Annotated in this window: 20 protein-coding genes; 16 read left to right on the forward strand and 4 right to left on the reverse strand. The window is 69.6% G+C overall.

Annotated elements, in window-relative coordinates:
• The first annotated feature begins 7 nt into the window (after positions 1 to 7).
• The 8 genes from AB5J49_RS30510 to AB5J49_RS30545 all read left to right on the forward strand — a co-directional run bounded on the left by AB5J49_RS30510 (position 8) and on the right by AB5J49_RS30545 (position 6,358).
• Positions 8 to 952 carry a type II secretion system F family protein gene (locus AB5J49_RS30510; RefSeq protein WP_369172074.1) on the forward strand — a complete coding sequence of 315 codons (945 nt, stop codon included), beginning with the start codon at positions 8 to 10 and terminating at the stop codon, positions 950 to 952.
• Between the two features lie 24 nt (positions 953 to 976).
• A complete protein-coding gene (locus AB5J49_RS30515; RefSeq protein WP_369172075.1) occupies positions 977 to 1,879 on the forward strand; it encodes a DUF5936 domain-containing protein in 903 nt (300 codons plus the stop codon).
• A 277-nt stretch (positions 1,880 to 2,156) separates the two neighbouring features.
• Positions 2,157 to 3,458, forward strand: coding sequence for a sensor histidine kinase (locus AB5J49_RS30520; RefSeq protein WP_369175322.1), 1,302 nt, complete (start codon positions 2,157 to 2,159; stop codon positions 3,456 to 3,458).
• Positions 3,455 to 4,168: a response regulator gene (locus AB5J49_RS30525; protein WP_369172076.1), complete on the forward strand. Its 714-nt coding sequence runs from the start codon at positions 3,455 to 3,457 to the stop codon at positions 4,166 to 4,168. Before AB5J49_RS30520 ends, AB5J49_RS30525 begins: the two co-directional genes overlap by 4 nt.
• A gap of 142 nt (positions 4,169 to 4,310) precedes the next feature.
• Positions 4,311 to 4,508 (forward strand): Flp family type IVb pilin, encoded by a 198-nt coding sequence (locus tag AB5J49_RS30530; protein WP_369172077.1) that lies wholly within the window; start codon positions 4,311 to 4,313, stop codon positions 4,506 to 4,508.
• Complete coding sequence (locus tag AB5J49_RS30535) at positions 4,505 to 5,122, forward strand: pilus assembly protein TadG-related protein (RefSeq protein WP_369175323.1); 618 nt, start codon at positions 4,505 to 4,507, stop codon at positions 5,120 to 5,122. Before AB5J49_RS30530 ends, AB5J49_RS30535 begins: the two co-directional genes overlap by 4 nt.
• A 16-nt stretch (positions 5,123 to 5,138) precedes the next feature.
• Complete coding sequence (locus AB5J49_RS30540; RefSeq protein WP_369172078.1) at positions 5,139 to 5,720, forward strand: hypothetical protein; 582 nt, start codon at positions 5,139 to 5,141, stop codon at positions 5,718 to 5,720.
• Positions 5,721 to 5,728: 8 nt separating this feature from the next.
• Positions 5,729 to 6,358 (forward strand): OmpA family protein, encoded by a 630-nt coding sequence (locus AB5J49_RS30545; RefSeq protein ID WP_369172079.1) that lies wholly within the window; start codon positions 5,729 to 5,731, stop codon positions 6,356 to 6,358.
• Positions 6,359 to 6,406: 48 nt separating this feature from the next.
• Here the strand turns inward: AB5J49_RS30545 and AB5J49_RS30550 are convergent, their stop codons facing one another.
• Positions 6,407 to 6,772: a DUF192 domain-containing protein gene (locus tag AB5J49_RS30550; RefSeq protein ID WP_369172080.1), complete on the reverse strand. Its 366-nt coding sequence runs from the start codon at positions 6,770 to 6,772 to the stop codon at positions 6,407 to 6,409.
• Positions 6,773 to 6,844: 72 nt separating this feature from the next.
• Here AB5J49_RS30550 and AB5J49_RS30555 point away from each other — a divergent pair, with 72 nt between their 5' ends.
• From AB5J49_RS30555 to AB5J49_RS30565, 3 genes are all read left to right on the forward strand, one after another.
• A complete protein-coding gene (locus tag AB5J49_RS30555) occupies positions 6,845 to 7,723 on the forward strand; it encodes an LLM class flavin-dependent oxidoreductase (protein WP_369172081.1) in 879 nt (292 codons plus the stop codon).
• A 61-nt stretch (positions 7,724 to 7,784) separates the two neighbouring features.
• Entirely contained in the window at positions 7,785 to 8,273 is a 489-nt protein-coding gene (locus AB5J49_RS30560; RefSeq protein ID WP_369172082.1) for a GNAT family N-acetyltransferase, read from the forward strand.
• 37 nt (positions 8,274 to 8,310) lie between these two features.
• Positions 8,311 to 9,111 carry a class I SAM-dependent methyltransferase gene (locus AB5J49_RS30565; RefSeq protein ID WP_369172083.1) on the forward strand — a complete coding sequence of 267 codons (801 nt, stop codon included), beginning with the start codon at positions 8,311 to 8,313 and terminating at the stop codon, positions 9,109 to 9,111.
• A gap of 40 nt (positions 9,112 to 9,151) precedes the next feature.
• Here AB5J49_RS30565 and AB5J49_RS30570 read toward each other — a convergent pair whose 3' ends face one another.
• Positions 9,152 to 10,312, reverse strand: coding sequence for a winged helix DNA-binding domain-containing protein (locus AB5J49_RS30570; protein ID WP_369172084.1), 1,161 nt, complete (start codon positions 10,310 to 10,312; stop codon positions 9,152 to 9,154).
• An 849-nt stretch (positions 10,313 to 11,161) separates the two neighbouring features.
• On the opposite strand from AB5J49_RS30570, the gene AB5J49_RS30575 reads away from it, so the two are divergent.
• The 4 genes from AB5J49_RS30575 to AB5J49_RS30590 all read left to right on the forward strand — a co-directional run bounded on the left by AB5J49_RS30575 (position 11,162) and on the right by AB5J49_RS30590 (position 16,258).
• Complete coding sequence (locus AB5J49_RS30575; RefSeq protein ID WP_369172085.1) at positions 11,162 to 11,935, forward strand: isoprenyl transferase; 774 nt, start codon at positions 11,162 to 11,164, stop codon at positions 11,933 to 11,935.
• Between the two features lie 353 nt (positions 11,936 to 12,288).
• The gene (locus AB5J49_RS30580; RefSeq protein WP_369172086.1) at positions 12,289 to 13,614 is read left to right on the forward strand and encodes a PhoH family protein; all 1,326 of its coding nucleotides are present in this window, start codon (positions 12,289 to 12,291) and stop codon (positions 13,612 to 13,614) included.
• 418 nt (positions 13,615 to 14,032) lie between these two features.
• Complete coding sequence (locus tag AB5J49_RS30585; RefSeq protein WP_369172087.1) at positions 14,033 to 14,719, forward strand: transglycosylase SLT domain-containing protein; 687 nt, start codon at positions 14,033 to 14,035, stop codon at positions 14,717 to 14,719.
• A 138-nt stretch (positions 14,720 to 14,857) separates the two neighbouring features.
• Positions 14,858 to 16,258 (forward strand): AI-2E family transporter, encoded by a 1,401-nt coding sequence (locus AB5J49_RS30590; protein WP_369172088.1) that lies wholly within the window; start codon positions 14,858 to 14,860, stop codon positions 16,256 to 16,258.
• 77 nt (positions 16,259 to 16,335) lie between these two features.
• On the opposite strand, the gene AB5J49_RS30595 is transcribed toward AB5J49_RS30590, so the two are convergent.
• Positions 16,336 to 16,869 carry an alkyl hydroperoxide reductase gene (locus AB5J49_RS30595; RefSeq protein WP_369172089.1) on the reverse strand — a complete coding sequence of 178 codons (534 nt, stop codon included), beginning with the start codon at positions 16,867 to 16,869 and terminating at the stop codon, positions 16,336 to 16,338.
• Between the two features lie 5 nt (positions 16,870 to 16,874).
• Positions 16,875 to 17,429, reverse strand: coding sequence for a peroxiredoxin (locus AB5J49_RS30600; RefSeq protein ID WP_369172090.1), 555 nt, complete (start codon positions 17,427 to 17,429; stop codon positions 16,875 to 16,877).
• A gap of 135 nt (positions 17,430 to 17,564) precedes the next feature.
• Between AB5J49_RS30600 and AB5J49_RS30605 the strand changes: the two genes are divergently transcribed.
• Positions 17,565 to 18,512, forward strand: coding sequence for a LysR substrate-binding domain-containing protein (locus AB5J49_RS30605; protein WP_369172091.1), 948 nt, complete (start codon positions 17,565 to 17,567; stop codon positions 18,510 to 18,512).
• The last annotated feature ends 169 nt before the right edge of the window (positions 18,513 to 18,681 follow it).

Genomic DNA, 18,681 nt, shown 5'->3' on the forward strand with positions numbered 1-18,681 from the left:
CCCACCCATGGACCTGCAGACCCGCATCACCCTCACGACCGGCGTCGCCCTGCTGACCTGCGCCCTGGCCGTGGTCGGCGTCCACGCGTACGCCGCCGGCCGGGCCCAGCGCCAGGCCCTGGTCGACCGCCTGACGTCCACCGGCCAGATCGGCGGAGCCGGCCGCCGACGCCGCTTCACGGACCTGGACCGCCGCCTGCGCCGTACGAAGCCGGGAAAGCGGCTGGAACTCCGCCTGGCGGCAACGGGCCTGGACGTCACCCCCGGCGAGTTCTTCGTCTACATGCTGGCGACGGTCGCGGGCCTGTGGCTGATCGGCCAGGCGACCCTGGCCCCCTTCTTCGGCCCGATCGCGGGCCTGCTGGGCGTGTGGGCGGCGCTCCAGTTCCTCAACTGGCAACGCCAGAAGCGCATCGAGAAGTTCATCAACCAACTCCCCGAACTGGCCCGCATCCTCGCCAACGCCGCCCACGCGGGCCTCGCCCTGCGTACGGCCATCGGCCTGGCCGCGGAGGAGCTGGACGCCCCGGCGGGCGAGGAACTGGCCAAGGTCTCCAATCAGCTGGCGCTGGGCGCCTCGATGGACGACGCCCTGGGCGAGCTGGCGGAACGCCTGCCGTCCCGCGAACTGGTCGTCCTGGTGACCACGCTGGTGCTGTCCAACCGGGCCGGCGGCCAGGTGGTGAGCGCGCTGCGCAACCTCACGGAGACGCTGGAGGAGCGCAAGGAGACGAGACGCGAGGTCCGTACCCAGCTCTCCCAGGTGAACATGACCTCGTACGCGGTCCCGGTCATGGGTGTCGGCTCCCTGTTCCTGATGAACGGGGTGAAGGACGGCGCCCTCGACCGCATGACGGGTTCGCCGGTGGGCCAGGCGGCGGTGCTGATCGCATTCGGGCTGTACGCGGTCGGCTTCATCCTGATCCGCCGCCTGTCGCGGATCGACGTCTGAGCCGCCAGGGAGGCGAACGAGACAATGGGACTCGGACAACTGGGACTTCTCCTGGCACTGGTGACTGCCCTGAGCGTGTGGGGGGTCTTCGCCGGCATCCGCATGTACCGCGCGGAGGCGAAACTGCCCGGTGATCTGGCGCTGGCCCTGGAGATCGGCGCGAGTCGCACCGGCGCCGTGGACTCGCTCATCGACCGCATGGGCATGCGCTACGCCCCCGCGGTGCTGCGCGTGATGGGCCCTAAGCTGGTCGCCAAGTACCGCCGCAAGATCGACCTCGCGGGCAACCCCGGCGGCCTGACCATCGACCGCTATGCGGCCAGGCGTGCGGTGTACGGCTTCCTGGGCGCGGTCGGCTTCCTGGTCTTCCTCCTCCGCGGCCAGGTACTGGTGGCTCTCCTCCTGCTGGCCTTCGGCGCCTTCTGGACGGAGGTCGGCATCTGGTCGGCGATCCGGATCAGGAAGGACGAGATCGAACGCACCCTGCCCGACTTCCTGGACGTACTGGCGGTCGTGGTGAGCGCGGGCCTGGGCTTTCGCCAGGCACTGGACCGGGTCGCCTCGAAGTACGAGGGCCCCTGGGCCGACGAACTGCGCATCACCCTGCGCCAGATGGACCTCGGCATGAGCCGCCGCCAGGCCTTCGCGGAGCTGCGGCGGAGGAACGACTCGGAACAGGTGGCCATGTTCGTGACGGCACTCCAGCAGGGGGAGGAACTGGGCGCGCCGATCGTCGACACGCTGGTGGCACTGGCGAAGGACATGCGCCGCACGGACGCCCAGAACGCCCGGCGGAAGGCGGCCCGGGCGGTGCCCAAGGCCACGATGATGATCACGACGTTCATGGTTCCGGCGACCATGATCCTGCTGGGGGCGGGGCTGTTGCTGGGGTGGGGGACGGACTTCGGGTCGTTGACGGGGGAGTAGGGGGGAGGGCTGTATGGCGGGTATCGCGGGTATCGCGGGTATCGCGGGTATCGCGGGTATCGCGGGTATGGCGGGTATGGCGGGTATGCCGGTGTGGATGGGCACGGGGGTTGGGGCGGGGGCGGGAGCGGGGACGGGAGTGGGCGCGAGCGCGGGAGTGGGGGCGAGCGTGAGCGCGGGAGTGGGGGCGCGCGCGGATCAGGGGGTGGCGAGGCCCGGCCTCGCGCTTCTGCGCCGCCGGTGGACGTCCCGGGCGGCGACGGTGATGTCGGCGGCGATGACGACGTCGGCGGCGGCGACGCGGCGGGCGGCGAGCACCGGGGAGCCCGAGCGCTCCCCGAAGATCACTCTCCAGATAAACGCCCTCCAGGCGATGTGCCGCCAGGTCTTCGGCTTCCGCCTCGCCATGATCGCGCTGGCGGCCCCCGGGGCCCTGCTCAACGCTGCACCGGGCCTGGGCACCAGGCTGGTGGCCGCGGCGGTGGTCATCACCTTCATGGCCTCGTACGCCCTGTTCCGCGACTGGGAACGCTTCGGCCCTCTCCTCCTGCGCCACCCCACCCTCCTGGCCGTCGACACCCTCTTCACCTCCCTCCTCCTCATCTCCGCGGGCCCGGACACCACCCTGGCCTACGTCAGCGTCTGCACCCCGCTCCTGGCCGGCATCGTCTACGGCTACCGGGGCGCGGCGGTGTTCGCCAGCGCCCAGTCCCTGATCCTGCTGCTGGCCTACGCGATCAACAGGGACGCGCAGGCGGGCAGCGGCCTGGCGGAGAAACTCCTGTTGCCGGGCCTCTGCGTCATAACGGGAGCGCTCGGCTCGTCCCTGCGCAACCTCATGCTCCGCTTCGGCAAGGCCACCGAGGTCCTGACGGCGATCCAGGCCCGCCTGGCGGTGACGGAGGCGGTCAGCGTGGAACGGGCCCGTCTGGCCCGCGAGATGCACGACTCGGTGGCGAAGACGCTGCACGGTGTGGCGCTGGCGGCGGAGGGGCTGGCGGCTACGGCGGCGTCGGCCTCCATGGACCCGTCCCGCATCAAGGAGCAGGCGGAGCTGGTGTCCCGCGCGGCCCGCCGGGCCGCGGCCGAGTCCCGAGAGTTGCTGACGGACCTGCGCCGCGAGTCCGACCCGGACCACGCCACGGACATCACGTCCGAACTGGCGGCTCGCATCGACGGCTTCACGACCCGCACCGGCATGCGAGCCACGTACGACTCCACGGGCGAGGCACCTTTGCCCCCGCTCCCGCCGGCCGTGGCCCGCCACCTCTTCACCATCACCGAGGAGGCCCTGGAGAACGCCCATCGCCACGCGAACGCGACCCGGGTCGACGTACGGGCGGGCGTCCAGGGCGAATCGCTGTTCCTGACGGTCCAGGACGACGGCCGGGGCCTGCCCCCCGACACCACCTTCGAACACCTGCGCCGCTCGGGCCACTTCGGCCTGATCGGCATGACGGAACGAGCTGCCTCGATCGGCGCGCGCCTCCACATCGGCAAGGGGGCCCATTCCACGGGGACGGAGGTCCGCCTGGAACTCCCGTTGGCGGCCCTGACGACAACTGAGGCGACCCCATGAACACCTCCCTCCGGATCGTCGTGGCCGACGACAACCCAGTGGTCCGGGCAGGCCTGACGGCTCTTCTCTCCACCCACGAGGACATAACGGTCGTGGCCGAGGCGGCCAACGGCCACGAGGCCCACGAGGCGGCCCTCCGGCACCGCCCCGACGCGATCCTCCTGGACGTCCGGATGCCGGGCATGGACGGCATCGAGGCGCTCCCGCACCTGGTCCGTACGGCCCCGGTGATGATGCTGACGTACAGCGGGGAGTCGGAGACGGTCCGTGCGGCCATGCGCCGAGGGGCGGTCGGCTATCTGGTGCATGGGGAGTTCACGGCGGACGAACTGGTGAGGGCGGTGAGGGACACGAAGGACGGCCGCTCCCACTTCACCCCCACCGCTTTGGCGTCCCTCGCGCAAGCAAACATCAAAGACCCAACCACCACAGGGAATTTCGGGGAACTGCTTTCGCAACTGCAACCAGATGTGGGACAGTCGTCGTCGTACCGGTCACGGTTCCAGCTGAGCAGGAGGGAGGCGGAGATCATGGACCTCATCGCATCGGGCATGAACAACCAGCAGATCGCCGCCACCTGCTTCATCAGCGAGAAGACGGTCAAGAACCACATCAACCGGATCTTCGCCAAACTCCACAGCACCAGCCGAGCGGAAGCCGCCGCCAAGTGGCTGGGTACGGCCCCGGGTTCACACCCAGGACGGAGTTGACCGGCGATGACAGAGCGAAGGATTTCGGCCTGGGCCCGAAATTGGGCCCAGGGACCCTCTGGTGTTTCGGGTAATCGCGCTTACGTTTCTCATGTGCATGAGCCAAGCGCTCAGCGATCGCCGGACACCGGAGGGGAACACCATGAGCAACTGGATCAACACGACCGTCGAGTACCTGCGCTCCCGTGCCGCTCGCGACGACACGGGGCAGACGGCGGTGGAGTACTTGGGGATCATCGCGGTGGTGGTGGCGATCGTGTTGGCGATCACGGGGACGGACATCGGCAGCACGATCTACGACGCGATCACCGAGAAAATCGCGGAAGTTACCGGCGGCTGAGGGCGACTCGTAGGTTCGGCGACGCAGGGCAGGCATTCCCCCTCTACATCACGGTGGTGGGGGGCCTGCTCATGCTTGCGTTCGTTTACCTGGCGGTCGGCCAAGCGGCGGCGAACCGGAACGGTGCCCAGACGGCAGCGGACGCGGCGGCGCTCGCGGCGGCCCTGGACACTCGGGACAAACTCACGGACGAGTGGGTGGAGAACGTACTCGACCCGACACAGTGGCAGGACATCTTCGACGGCAAGGGCGTGACCTTCGACGGATGTGGTCGAGCGGAGCAGTTGGCAGCACAGAACGACGCCACCGCGTACTGCACGGCGAAGTTGGGACTGCCCCCCGGCTACACGGTCGACGTCCGGGCCACAAAGCCCGTCGGTGATTCCATCGTGCCCGGCACCGAGGACATGTACTCGACGGCGAGAGCCACGGCCGTGATCGAGCCGCTCTGCGATTTCGAGCTCCCGGGAGAGGACGCAGGGGAAGACGCGCTGCCGCAGCTCACCTGCAAGGACCAGGACTGGACCCTGGACCCGGAGAATCTCGACGATCTCCCACGACCCGAGGACCTCTTCGACGTCCACCTGGCCGACGGGCAAGCGAATGATGAGTGATGAGGGAAGCAGAGTGATGAGCATTCGGTTCACGGCTAAGGGCCGCAGGGGGATGGTGGCATGGGCGCTCGCGGCCGGTCTGGCCGTCGGCGTATCCGGCTGCGGGGGAGGGGGCGGGGACGACAAGAAACCGGAGACGTCGGCGTCGGCTTCCGACAGGGGTGGGTCCCGGCCGAGCACTCAGGAAGGGCAATCCGACGCGCCCCTCGCCGAACTGAAGGGCGCGGACGGGTTGTTCCTCCAGATCACCTCTGCCGAGCGTGACTCCGGAGGCTTCCTCACGGTGAACGGCACTCTGAAGAACGACGGCGACAAGAGCGCCACCGTGCCCTCGCAGGTGCGGGGCGACGAGACGGAGATCGTCCGGCACGGCAGGTCACTCGGCGGTGCCGCGCTTGTCGATTCGAAGAGCAAGAAGCGGTACTACGTGCTGCGCGACACCGATGGCCGCCCGCTGACCACCACGGGCTTCTCGATTCTCAAGGCCGGCGAAAGCCTGTCTGTGTTCATGCAGTTCCCGGCACCGCCCGCGGACACGACCGAGGTCGACTTCCAACTGCCGACGTTCGCCAGCGCCCCGATCACGATCTCCGGGTGAGGCCCACCATGACCCGCACCCCTCGCCTCACCCTGACCCTCACCGCAGCCACAGTCATGCTCGCCACCCACATCCTCGGCGCCACAACAGCCGACGCAGCCGACGACCCCGTCGTCCCGCCCGGCACCGAAGCGACCGCCGCCGCCCCCGTCGAAGTGGACGCGAACGACCCCGACCTCAAGCTCCCCGAGGGCGCGACCCTCGCAGAACCCAAGGTCCTGGACATCAAGCAGGTCGTCGAGGACCAGGCCGGCGAGGAGCGCCGGGAAGACACCAACACGGACGTGAAGTTCGCCCTCCAGGCGGAGGTCCTCTTCCCCAAGGACAGCGCGAAGCTGACCGGCGAGGCAAAGGCACGCATCTCGGAGATCGCCGAGGAGATCAACACCCAGAAGGCCACGCGGATCCGCGTCTTCGGCTTCACCGACAACCTCGGCTCCTCGGCCCACGGCGACGTCCTGTCCAGGAAGCGCGCGAACGCCGTACAGGGAGTCCTGGATTCGGCGCTGAGCGACTCCACGGTCACATACGAGGTGCGGGGCTACGGCGAGCAGTACCCGATCTCTTCGAACGCGACGGAGGCGGGCCGTAAGAAGAACCGACGGGTGGAGGTCTCCTTCCCGCGCTCGGACAACTGACCGTTGCCGTGAATGGACGACGTCCACCTCAGTGGGTGACGTCGCTGCTCACTCGGCCCCGACCGACACCCGCACCCCCGCCCGCAACCCCCACCCCGCCATCACCCTGGCCCCAGCCTCCACCACATGCCGCGAACGAAGCCGGGGCAGGCCCATGCGCCCCGGCTGCATGGTGCGTACGGCGATGACGTTCAGCTTGCGGTCCAGGTAGGCCACGTCGATGGGGATGCGCATGCGGAAGGTGTGCACACCACTCGCGGGCGTCAGCAGCATCGCCCCGTCGACGAAGTCACGCCCCAGGAGCCCCTTCGTACGGGCCCGATACGACGACGCGAGCTCCAGGGGAACCGAGACGTCACCCCGCTCCCCGTGAACAACCAACGTGCCCCGCCCGTCACGCCACCGTCGTCCCATGCTCGGGCACCTCCTGGGAGCCATTCGAAAACTCTGTTGTCCGCCGAGCGCCGGCCGGGTAGGAAAGCCTCCATGACCGGACTCGGTGCAATCTTCCGCCCCCAACTCGCCCCCGAACGACTCCGATCCGTCGCTCGCCTCGCGGACGAGACGGGCCTCGAAGAACTCTGGCTCTGGGAGGACTGTTTCCGCGAGGGAGGGATCTCCACGGCCGCCGCCGCACTCGCGTGGACCGAGCGGGTGCGGGTCGGCATCGGACTCCTCCCCGTCCCGTTGCGGAACGTCGCCATCACCGCCATGGAGGCCGCCTCCCTCCACCGTATGTTCCCGGGCCGTCCGATCCTCGCCCTCGGGCACGGTGTGCAGGACTGGATGGGTCAGGTCGGGGCGCGGGCCGAGTCGCCGGTGACCCTGTTGCGCGAGCATCTCGACGTGCTGCGCGCCCTGTTGCGTGGGGAGCGGGTGACCGTCGAGGGGCGGTACGTCAAGCTCGACGACGTCGCCCTCGACTGGCCTCCCGCCGAGCCGGTGCCCGTCATCGCCGGGGTCACCGGGCCGCGCTCGCTGCGGCTCGCCGGTGAGGCGGCCGACGGGACGCTGCTCACCGCCTCGACTTCGCCGGAGGGGGTACGGCGGGCGCGGCAGCTCATCGACGAGGGGCGGGAGTCGGCGGGACGTACCGATGAGGCGTCGCACCAGGTCGTCGTCTACCTCCTGACCGCCACCGGGCCCGACGGGCCTGCCCGTCTCAAGGCCGAGCTCGAAGCCGAGGGGTGCGGTTCTGTGCCGGACCTCGGTGTCGCGGGGGATGCCGGGGCCGTCGCGAAGGCCGTGCAGCGGCTCGCGGATGCCGGTGCCGACACCGTGGTGCTGCAGCCGACGGGGGACGAGCCCGACCCGGAGGGGTTCGTACGGTTCGTGGCCGAGGAAGTCCGGCCGTTGGTGCCGTAGCGCGTTCGAACCGGCTCTCGGCGCAGGGGCGTTGTCAGTGGCTCCTGCCACACTCCTGGACATGCGCGAAGAACTGAGCGACGACGCCTACACAGACGTAGGGCTGCGGGACGTGCGGGACGCCGACCTCGAGGCCTTCCTGGCCTACGAGCACGACCCGGAGGCCGTCCGGCGGTCGAGATTCACGCCCCGGCCGCGGGAGGCCTTCCTGAAGCACTGGGGGACGAATGTGCTCCGGGACGAGACCTGCCTCGTGCAGACGGTCACGGTGGGGGACGACGTGGCCGGAAGCGTCGTCTCCTGGTGGGACGGCGACCGCCGCTTCCTCGGCTACTGGCTCGGACGGCCGTACTGGGGGCGGGGCATCGGCACCAAGGCTCTCGCCCTCTTCCTCGCACTCGAGCAGACGCGTCCGCTGTACGCCGACCCCTTCCACGCCAACACAGCCTCCGTACGGCTCCTCGAACGGCATGGCTTCCAGCGCGAGGGCACCATCCACCACGGCGACGACGAACACGTGCTGCTCGTGCTGTCCGCCCCAGGAAAATGAGCGGCGCCCACGGACAAGGCCCTGAGACGATCACCATATGAAGGAGCCGCATCCGCAGCGCACCCGTACCTTCGAAGAGCTCGTCGCCGAGGGCGCCGCCGTCCCCACCGAAGGCTGGGACTTCTCGTGGTTCGAGGGGCGGGCCACCGAGGCGCGGCCGTCCTGGGGATACGCCTCGTCCCTCGCCGAGCGGCTCTCCCTTGCCACCGCCGCCCTCGACGTCCAGACCGGCGGAGGAGAGGTCCTCGACTTCGCCCTCCGCCGCGCCGCCCCCCAAGCACCCACCCTCACCGTCGCCACCGAGGGCTGGCCGCCGAACATCGCCAAGGCCACCGCCCTCCTGCGCCCGCACGGCGTCGCCGTCGTCGCCTCGCCCGAGGACGCCCCGCTGCCCTTCGCCGACGGCGCCTTCGACCTCGTCAGCAGCCGGCACCCGGTCAACCCGCACTGGGCCGAGATCGCCCGCATCCTCCAGCCCGGCGGCACGTACTTCGCCCAGCACGTCGGGCCCCGCAGCGCCTTCGAGCTGGTCGAGTACTTCCTCGGCCCCCTCCCGCAGGAGCAGAGCGCCACCCGCCACCCGGACCGTGAGCGCGCCGACGCCGAGGCGGCCGGGCTGGAGATCGCCGAGGTGCGGGCCGAGCGGCTGCGCATGGAGTTCTACGACATCGCAGCCGTCGTCCATTTCCTGCGCAAGGTGGTGTGGATGGTCCCCGGCTTCACCGTCGAGGAGTACCGACCCCGACTCCGCGCCCTGCACGAGCGGATCCGGACCGAGGGCCCCTTCGTCGCGCACAGCACCCGCCACCTCTTCGCGGCCCGCAAGCCCACCGCCTGAGCGTGCCCGACGGGCCCCTCACACCCGCCCGGCGCGCCCCTCACGCATGCGGGCCGACCGTCACCTCCCCGACCACCAGCTCCGCCTTCGCCTCCAGCACTTCCCCCACCCGCTCCACCTGTTCGCCCAACTCCCGCTCCTGCCGCGCCGTCAGGCGCCGCCCGACCGGCTCCACCGTGACGGTCGTACGACGGCCCCGGCGCCGCTGGTGCCAGACCCCCGCCACCACTCCGTCCACCAACAGCACCGGATAGTTCCCCGCCTGGCCGCCCGCGAGCGCCCGCCGGTACGCCTCCCCGGGGAACAGCGACTCACGCGGCTGCGCGGCGATGGCGTACGCGTCGAAGTACGGCAGCAACCGCACGCCACGCAGCCGCCCGACCGGGAACTCCGTGTCGCCCGCCGCCACCCAGGCCGCCGCCCCCTCGAAGGCGACCTCCTCGACCTCCCCGGCCTCCGCCAGCTCCGCGAACAGGGCGAGCGCCCAAGCCGCGGGCGCCGCCAGCCACTTGGCGAAGTGCCGGGGCGTCGCCGGGCCGTACGCGCGCAGATACCGGCGTACGAGCTCCGGCAACGCCGCCGCCCCCGGCACCGGTCCCGCAGCGGACTGCGGCGGCCGCGTGTACGTCACCTTCCGCCCCCGGTTCGGGCCGAAGCACAGCGCGCCCGACTGGCCGGCCCGGTGCAGCACCTGCCGCCAGCGCGGCCACAGGCCCTGGAAGGCGGGCACCACCAGGTCACCGGCCCAGGATCCGGTGCGGGCCACCACCTCCTCGCCCAGCTCCTCCACGGTCAGACACCCCCCGCCGAGGGCGTCCCCGATCGCCGCCACGATCTGCTCCGCCTGTTCCTCCGTCACCCGGACATCCGGCGGTAACGGGCTCGGGCCCGTCGGAATCGCCGTCAGCGCACCGCACCACAGCGGCAGCTCGGCGGCGGGGAGCAGATGGACGGTTCCGCGCGGGCCGAACGTCTTCACCAGTGAGTGGTCCTCCCAGAGCGCGGCCCGCACGTCCGCCCGCGTCACCCCGGCGGCCCGCACCCCCACCGACACCTCGGCCGCGGACAGCACCTGCGCATGCGCCCCCAGCATCGCCCCGACCACATCGCCGACCGGCGTGCCGCGCTCGGCGGGGCGGTCCAGGAACTGCCGCTCCAGCCGCCGCGCGCTTACCCGGTCCCACGTGACAGTGACAGTCATAGGGCGACGTTAGGCCGGACAGAGGTCAGATCCTGTCCGCTTCGCACCCACCATGTGAGGTGCGGTGCAAACCGTGCATCCGTACGCGAACGCCCTTCGCCTCCTGCGCATCAAAGGAGGCCACACCTTTTCCACATTGTTATGGCGGCCGACTCGCTTTCGTTCTGCCCCTCACGTAAGTTCAGACCAAGATAATTCGCGTAAGCAAAGCTGCGCGGCGGCACCGCGCGGCGGAGGGGGCTGCGCGGTGCTGGGCCCCCGTACGCACCCCAGCTGGACGCGCATCGCATCGGACCCGCGTCCGCTCCGCGTCATCGTGTGCGGCGTCAAGCGGACGTTCGCGGTCGGGGTCACCCGGGGGAGGGAAGTGCGGACAAGTCGCCGAGCGAGGCCCAAGGTGCGGCAAACCCTCCGGATCCGGCCGCATCCCACGCGTTTCCCCTGGGAATCGGCTCCGAACCAGCCATGAATCGGCCACGAAAGTGCCCTGTCATGGCCACCGGGCCGTCGCCGAGTGATTTCGGAGAGTGATTGTGGCACGCCGATGCGCGCAGCATCCCTTACGAAGGGTTATGGTGGAAACCCCCCCTCGGGCCGGTCCGTCTCCCCCCCACGGACCGGCCCGTTTTTTCTTGCTCGGATCAGGGGGGCGCACTCGAACGCCGGGGACTGTGTGTCCCTCAGGGGCGCGGGACCGCCGGGGCGCGGGACTGTATCGATGTGCGGCTCCGCCGCGTGGGCGCGACCAGCCCCGATCAACCCGCCCGCACCCCGATGAGACGCGCCCACCGCAATCCCGGTACGCTCCTGGCGCGGGGACCGTATCCGTACGGAGGGGCTGACAATCACGTGAACCTGCGCGACAAGCTGCGCGGCCTGCTGGTCAGGCTGTACGCACGCCGGGTGGAAGGCCACCTGGACCACGCTCAGGTGCCCAAGCACATCGGCGTCATCATGGACGGCAACCGGCGCTGGGCGAAGGCCGCGGGTTCCACCACCGTGCACGGTCACCGGGCCGGTGCCGAGAAGATCGAGGAGTTCCTCGGCTGGTGCTCCGAGACGGACGTCGAGGTCGTCACCCTCTGGCTGCTGTCGACCGACAACTTCGACCGGCCGCAGGACGAGCTCGGCCCGCTCCTCGGGATCATCGAGGACGTCGTCCGCACCCTCGCCACCGACGGCCGCTGGCGCGTGCACCACGTCGGCACGCCCGACCTGCTGCCGGCCGGGATGCAGACCACGCTCAAGGAGGCCGAGGAAACCACCGCGCACGTCGACGGGATACTGGTCAACGTCGCCATCGGCTACGGCGGACGCCAGGAGATCGCCGACGCCGTGCGGTCGATGATCGTCGACGCGCAGGACAAGGGCACCTCGATGGAGGACCTCGCCGAGTCCGTCAGCGTCGACCTGATCAGCAGCCATCTCTACACCGGCGACCAGCCCGACCCGGACCTCGTGATCCGTACCAGCGGCGAGCAGCGGCTGTCCGGATTCATGCTGTGGCAAACGGCCCACTCCGAGTACTACTTCTGCGAGGTCTTCTGGCCGGCCTTCCGCAAGGTCGACTTCCTGCGTGCCCTGCGTGACTACGCGGCCCGGCACCGGCGTTACGGCGGCTGATCCCCTCTCGGCGCTCTCACCGCCGTATCCGGGTGCGACGAAAGCCACCCTCTCCGGGACAGAAGTAACAAGGAGTTCACCAGCGCGCCGTCATATGCGCTGGCATGGCACCGCATGTTCGAGGGCATAAGCCAAGCAGGTCGACGCCCGAACCACGGGTGTCGTATCTCAGCGGACGGCGCCGGAGCCGTCCGCCCGGGAGGCCCTTTGCACCAGCTCGACCGTGCGGTCACGGCACGGAAGAAGCAGTGGAGGGCCGGTTTTCGGCCCTTGCACGGCGTGCAGGGCGGCCGACGACCGGTCCAGCTCCACTCCGTCGCTCCCCGACCTCATCCGAGGGGGTACGTCCTTCCGTGGTGACCAGCACAAAGCGCCACAAGCCAGACCGGCGCACCTACGTTCTCGACACCAGCGTCCTGCTGGCCGACCCAGGCGCCCTGAGCCGCTTCGACGAGCACGAGGTCGTGCTCCCCATCGTCGTGGTGACGGAACTGGAGGCCAAGCGGCACCATCCCGAACTCGGTTACTTCGCCCGGCAGGCGCTGCGTCTGCTCGACGAGTTCCGGGTGTCGCACGGCCGTCTCGATGCCCCCATCCCGATCGGGGACCTCGGCGGGACCGTCCGTGTCGAGCTCAACCACTCGGACCCCAGCGTGCTGCCGACCGGCTACCGCCTGGGGGACAACGACTCCCGCATCCTCGCGGTCGCCCGCAATCTGCAGGCCGAGGGGTTCGACGTCACCGTCGTGTCGAAGGACCTGCCGCTCAGGATCAAGGCCTCGTCCGTCGGTCTCCTCGCCGAGGAGTACCGCGCCGAGCTCGCCATCACGGACGCATCCGGTTGGACCGGAATGTCCGAACTGACCCTGCCTGGCGAGCAGGTGGACATCCTCTTCGAGGAGGGGCACGTCCATGTCCCCGAGGTCGCCCGGATGCCCGTGCACACCGGACTGACCATCCAGTCCGAGCGCGGCAAGGCGCTGGGCCGGATCACGCCCGAGGGCAACGTCCGGCTGGTGCGCGGCGACCGGGAGGCCTTCGGCATCAAGGGCCGTAGCGCCGAGCAGCGGATCGCGCTCGATCTGCTCCTCGACCCGGACGTCGGGATCGTGTCCATGGGAGGCCGGGCCGGCACCGGCAAGTCGGCGCTGGCGCTGTGCGCCGGCCTCGAGGCCGTGCTGGAGCGCCGTCAGCACCAGAAGGTGATGGTCTTCCGGCCGCTGTACGCGGTCGGCGGGCAGGAGCTCGGCTATCTGCCCGGCTCCGAGGCCGAGAAGATGAGCCCCTGGGCGCAGGCGGTCTTCGACACGCTGTCCGCGGTCACCAGCCGCGAGGTCATCGAAGAAGTCACCGCGCGCGGCATGCTGGAAGTGCTGCCTCTCACCCATATCCGTGGGCGCTCGCTGCACGACGCGTTTGTGATCGTGGACGAGGCGCAGTCACTGGAAAGGAATGTCCTGCTGACTGTTCTGTCCCGAATTGGCGCTAATTCACGGGTGGTTCTCACCCATGACGTGGCCCAGCGGGACAACCTGAGGGTCGGGCGCTACGACGGTGTCGTCGCCGTCGTGGAGAAGCTGAAGGGACATCCCCTCTTCGCCCACGTCACGCTGACGCGGTCCGAGAGGTCCCAGATCGCCGCCCTTGTGACCGAAATGCTGGAGGACGGGCACATCTGACCCAAGTGCACAACTTGCGGTAGCTACTCGTTGGTTGGCGCCGTTCGGAAAGGCAGGGAGCCTATCCGGGCGGCGCCTCGGCGTGTGCGGCTTTCCGGAAAACCCCTGGGACAAACAAGGTGTGAGCTTTCACACGCAACACAGAATTGCCTTGCGGCGTCTGGTTACGGCAGAGTCTCACTCCTGTCAGGCCCCGCATACGACACACCTGTACCCCCAGCGGTACGGCACCACAGCAACACCACAGCCAACTGCATAACGCCGTCGTATGCCGCCCGAGTCAACACGCGGCGCTCCCCTCGCGGGAGTTGCCCACCGGGTCCGAGCCTCCCGTGACCCCGCAGTTGGGAGGCCAGAGCCAGGGGCACGATTGCGTCCGCCAGGGTCACCGAAGCGGGCGATGCTGGAAGGAAACCGTGTGAGTCCGATTTCGGTCAGGGGATTCGCAGTGGCCTCGGCCACCGCGGTCACCGCTGTCGGAAGCGTCGTCGGCGTTGCCTCTGGCAGCATCGCGCAGACCAACGACGCCGAGGCGACGGCTGCCGATTCGACGCTCCTCGCGGACATACCCGCGGGCCAGCAGGCCCAGGTGCAGACCGAGTCCCTGACGGCGCAGGCCAACGTACAGGCCATCGCCGCGGACGTGAGCGCCAAGAAGGATGCTGAGGAGTCGGCCCGCAAGGCCGCCGCTCAGACCGCGATCGAGAAGAAGGAAGCCGCCGAGAAGGCGGCGCAGGAAGCCAAGGAGCGAGAAGAGGCCGAGACGAAGGCCTCCCGGTCCTCCTCCGCGGACTTCCCCATCCAGGGCTCGTACAGCATCGCCCAGATCCAGGCGATGGCGCGCCAGATGGTGCCGAGTGACCAGTTCCAGTGCTTCAGCAACATCGTGGACCACGAGTCCAGCTGGAACTACCAGGCGGTCAACGCCTCCTCGGGTGCCTACGGCCTCTTCCAGGCCCTGCCCGGTTCCAAGATGTCGTCCGTCGGCGCGGACTGGCAGACGAACCCGGCCACTCAGATCAAGTGGGGCCTGAACTACATGAACGACCGCTACGACAGCCCCTGCGGCGCCTGGTCGTTCTGGCAGGCCAACCACTGGTACTGAGACCGCCGCTCAACCTTCGCGCAGCCCCTCACCGTCCTTGGGTGAGGGGCTTTCGCTCTTCTGCGTGCAGCGCCCTGTACGGTCGACGCAACGACTCCAGGGGGAGTGGTGGGGAGAGACGGGGGAAGAGGACGGATCATGTCGCGAGTGCCAGGGTGGCTCGGTCGGCTCGGCGCCGGACTGACCGAGATGAGCGAGCGGTTGGACGAGCGCCGTGCCGCGGTGGAACGGGAGAGCGACGAGCTCCAGCCGGTGCGGAGGTCCGCCGTCGAGGCCACGCCTGAGCCTTCCGCCGACGACACCTTCCCGCCGCCCGCCGACCACGTCCCCCGGCCCCCCGACTACGCGCCCTCGGCTCCGGCGCCCCGCCCCGACCCCGCACAGGTCGTGCCGTGGGGCGTACGGGTCGCGGCGGAGGCGGGCTGGCGGCTGCTGGTGCTGGCCGGCACGGTCTGGGTGCTGATGCGGGTCATCAGCGCCGTACAACTCGTCGTGCTGGCCTTCGTCATCGCGCTGCTCCTCACCGCGCTGCTGCAGCCCTCGGTGGCGTGGCTGAGGCGGCGCGGTCTGCCGCGCGGGCTCGCCACCGCCCTGACCGCGATCCTCGGGTTCGTGGTCATCGGGCTGATGGGCTGGTTCGTGACCTGGCAGGTCATGGAGAACATCGACAACCTCTCCGACCAGGTCCAGGACGGCATCGACGAGCTGCGCAACTGGCTGCTCAACAGCCCCTTCCACGTCACCGACAAGCAGATCAACGAGATCGCCGAGAACCTCCGGGAGGCGATCGGCGCCAACACCGACGCGATCACCTCGGCCGGGCTCGAAGGCGTCACCGTCGTCGTCGAGGCCCTCACCGGCATTCTGCTGGCCGCGTTCTCGACGCTCTTCCTGCTCTACGACGGCAAGCGCATCTGGGAGTGGACGCTGAAGCTCGTGCCGGCCGCGGCCCGGCCGGGCGTCGCCGGTGCCGGTCCGCGCGCGTGGGCGACGCTCACGGCGTATGTGCGCGGCACGGTCCTCGTCGCCCTGATCGACGCCGTCTTCATCGGCATCGGCATCTACTTCCTCGATGTGCCGATGGCCGTCCCGCTGGCCGTCTTCATCTTCCTGTTCTCCTTCATCCCGCTCGTCGGCGCGGTGGCCTCCGGCGCGCTGGCGGTGGTGGTGGCCCTGGTGACGCAGGGCGTGTTCACCGCGGTCATGACGCTCGCCGTGGTCCTCGCCGTCCAGCAGATCGAGGGCCACGTCCTGCAGCCGTTCATCCTCGGGCGCGCGGTGCGCGTCCACCCGCTGGCGGTGGTGCTGTCGGTGGCGGCCGGCGGCATGGTGGCGGGGATCGGCGGGGCGGTGGTGGCCGTACCGCTGGTGGCGGTTTCGAACACGATCGTGGGGTATCTGCGGGCGTACTCGCAGCAGGCGGCTCTTCGCTACGCGCCTGAACCGAGGGGAGCGACATCGGTGGATGCGGCCGCCGCGGCCCCGCCTCCGTCCGACAAGGACAGAGACAAGGACAAGGACAAGTCTGCGTCGGAGTAATGACAGGGAATGACAAGGAATGACAAGGGCCCGTTCACCCCTGAGGTGAACGGGCCCCGGCGTCTCCCGGCGAAGAGCTACTCCGCCAGAACCGCCTCCGCCTCCAGGGTCGTACCGACCGCCTGGATCACGGACGCGATCTTGAACGCCTCCTGAACCGTCTCGCGGTCCACGCCCGCCTTGCGCAGCACCTGCTCGTGCGAGTCGAGGCACAGGCCGCAGCCGTTGATGGCGGACACCGCGAAGGACCACAGCTCGAAGTCGACCTTGTCGACACCGGGGTTGCCGATGACGTTCATACGGAGCCCCGCGCGCAGGTTGCCGTACTCGTGGTCGGACAGCAGATGGCGGGTCCGGTAGAAGACGTTGTTCATCGCCATCACGGCGGCCGCGGACTTCGCCGCGGTGTACGCCTCGGGCGTGAGGTTCGCCTTCGCCTCCGGTGCCAGCTCGCGCAGCACGATCGGGGAGCGCGCGGCGATCGCGGTGGCGAGCACCGTGCCCCACAGCTGCTGCGCCGGGAGGTCGGAGTTGCCGATGACCGAGCCCAGGTTGAGCTTCAGGTCCTTGGCGTAGTCCGGAATGCGGGACTTGAGGGAGTCGAGGGACATGTCACTCACTCTCCGGCAAGCAGCTTGACCGGGTCCAGGGTGTCCTCGCCCTTGCTCCAGTTGCACGGGCACAGCTCGTCGGTCTGCAGGGCGTCCAGGACCCGCAGGACCTCCTTGGGGTTACGGCCGACGGAGCCGGCGGTCACCATGGAGAACTGGATCTCGTTGTTCTGGTCGACGATGAAGACGGCACGCTTGGCGAAGCCGTCCTCGCCCTCGATGCCGAGGTCGCGCATCAGCTCGTGCTTGGAGTCGGCCATCATCGGGAACGGCAGGTCACGCAGGTCGTCGTGGTCCTTGCGCCAGGCGTGGTGCACGAACTCCGAGTCACCGGAGAAGCCGAGGACCTGCGCGTCGCGGTCGGCGAACTCCTCGTTGAGCTTGCCGAAGGCAGCGATCTCGGTGGGGCAGACGAAGGTGAAGTCCTTAGGCCAGGCAAAGACGATTTTCCACTTGCCCTCGTAGGTCTTGTGGTTGATCGTCTCGAACTCCTCGCCCTTCTCCAGCGAGACGCAGGCGGTCAGTTCGAACTCGGGGAACTTGTCACCGACAGTGAGCACACGCTCTCCTTGCAGCGAAGAGACACCCGTTCGGTACAGGTGTCTCCCTTGGGTTGGACCTTACCGATCCTGGCACAGGCTGCATTGATACGGGAAATAGCTACACTCGGTCAGGTTGATCGGAGGGATCTATCAGTGACCGTGAGCAAGAGGAGGCAGCCCAGCCTCGCCCAGCTGCGGGCCTTCGCGGCCGTCGCCGAGCACCTTCACTTCCGGGACGCCGCCGCCGCGATCGGTATGAGCCAGCCCGCCCTGTCCGGTGCCGTCTCGGCCCTGGAGGAGTCGCTCGGAGTGACGCTCCTGGAGCGCACCACACGCAAGGTGCTGCTCTCGGCCGCCGGTGAGCGTCTGGCCGTACGGGCAAAGGCCGTTCTGGCGGAGGTCGGGGCACTGATGGAGGAGGCGGAGGCGGTCCGGGCGCCGTTCACCGGCGCCCTCCGCCTCGGGGTCATCCCCACCGTCGCGCCGTACCTGCTGCCGACCGTGCTGCGCCTCGTCCACGGCCGGTATCCGCACCTCGACCTCCAGGTGCACGAGGAGCAGACCGCCAGCCTCGTCGAGGGGCTCACGACCGGCCGTCTGGACCTGCTCCTGCTCGCAGTGCCGCTCGGTGTGCCCGGCGTCGCCGAACTCCCTCTCTTCGACGAGGACTTCGTGCTCGTCACCCCGCTCGACCACTGGCTCGGCGGCCGGGAGGGCATTGCGCGCGAGGCCCTCAAGGAGCTGAACCTGCTGCTCCTGGACGAGGGGCACTGCCTGCGCGACCAGGCCCTCGACATCTGCCGGGAGGCGGGCCGCGAGGACGCTCCGGTGACCACGACCGCCGCCGGGCTGTCGACGCTCGTGCAACTCGTCGCGGGCGGCCTGGGCTGCACGCTGCTGCCGCGTACCGCCCTCAAGCTGGAGACGACCCGCAGCAGCCAGCTCCTGACCGGGTACTTCGCCAACCCGGCGCCGACCCGCCGCGTCGCCCTCGCCATGCGGACGGGGGCGGCGCGCGGAGCGGAGTACGAGGAGCTGGCGTGCGCCCTGCGTGAGGCCCTGCGTCCGCTGCCGGTTCGGGTGTTGGACACGAACGCGTGAGCCCCGCGTGAGCTCCGCGTGAGCTCCGCGTGAGCCCCGCGCGGCCTTTACGGGTGGCGAGGAGAAGGGGCGACCGGCGGCTTGGCGCACCGGCGCGGGTCAGGTGTCTGCCGTCTCGGCCGACTTGCTCCTGACCCGCACCTCACCCGCGCCCGCCGACCGCGGGCCG

Origin of the sequence: Streptomyces sp. R28, assembly GCF_041052385.1 — a bacterium.
Classification (GTDB): Bacteria; Actinomycetota; Actinomycetes; order Streptomycetales; family Streptomycetaceae; genus Streptomyces.

What these genes read in the sequence shown, in the direction of transcription:
- AB5J49_RS30510 (WP_369172074.1), top strand. Translation starts at nt 8, where the DNA reads ATGGACCTGCAGACCCGCATCACCCTCACGACCGGCGTCGCCCTGCTG.
- AB5J49_RS30515 (WP_369172075.1), top strand. Translation starts at nt 977, where the DNA reads ATGGGACTCGGACAACTGGGACTTCTCCTGGCACTGGTGACTGCCCTG.
- AB5J49_RS30520 (WP_369175322.1), top strand. Translation starts at nt 2,157, where the DNA reads ATGACGACGTCGGCGGCGGCGACGCGGCGGGCGGCGAGCACCGGGGAG.
- AB5J49_RS30525 (WP_369172076.1), top strand. Translation starts at nt 3,455, where the DNA reads ATGAACACCTCCCTCCGGATCGTCGTGGCCGACGACAACCCAGTGGTC.
- AB5J49_RS30530 (WP_369172077.1), top strand. Translation starts at nt 4,311, where the DNA reads ATGAGCAACTGGATCAACACGACCGTCGAGTACCTGCGCTCCCGTGCC.
- AB5J49_RS30540 (WP_369172078.1), top strand. Translation starts at nt 5,139, where the DNA reads ATGAGCATTCGGTTCACGGCTAAGGGCCGCAGGGGGATGGTGGCATGG.
- AB5J49_RS30545 (WP_369172079.1), top strand. Translation starts at nt 5,729, where the DNA reads ATGACCCGCACCCCTCGCCTCACCCTGACCCTCACCGCAGCCACAGTC.
- AB5J49_RS30550 (WP_369172080.1), bottom strand. Translation starts at nt 6,772, where the DNA reads ATGGGACGACGGTGGCGTGACGGGCGGGGCACGTTGGTTGTTCACGGG.
- AB5J49_RS30555 (WP_369172081.1), top strand. Translation starts at nt 6,845, where the DNA reads ATGACCGGACTCGGTGCAATCTTCCGCCCCCAACTCGCCCCCGAACGA.
- AB5J49_RS30560 (WP_369172082.1), top strand. Translation starts at nt 7,785, where the DNA reads ATGCGCGAAGAACTGAGCGACGACGCCTACACAGACGTAGGGCTGCGG.
- AB5J49_RS30565 (WP_369172083.1), top strand. Translation starts at nt 8,311, where the DNA reads ATGAAGGAGCCGCATCCGCAGCGCACCCGTACCTTCGAAGAGCTCGTC.
- AB5J49_RS30570 (WP_369172084.1), bottom strand. Translation starts at nt 10,312, where the DNA reads ATGACTGTCACTGTCACGTGGGACCGGGTAAGCGCGCGGCGGCTGGAG.
- AB5J49_RS30590 (WP_369172088.1), top strand. Translation starts at nt 14,858, where the DNA reads ATGTCGCGAGTGCCAGGGTGGCTCGGTCGGCTCGGCGCCGGACTGACC.
- AB5J49_RS30595 (WP_369172089.1), bottom strand. Translation starts at nt 16,869, where the DNA reads ATGTCCCTCGACTCCCTCAAGTCCCGCATTCCGGACTACGCCAAGGAC.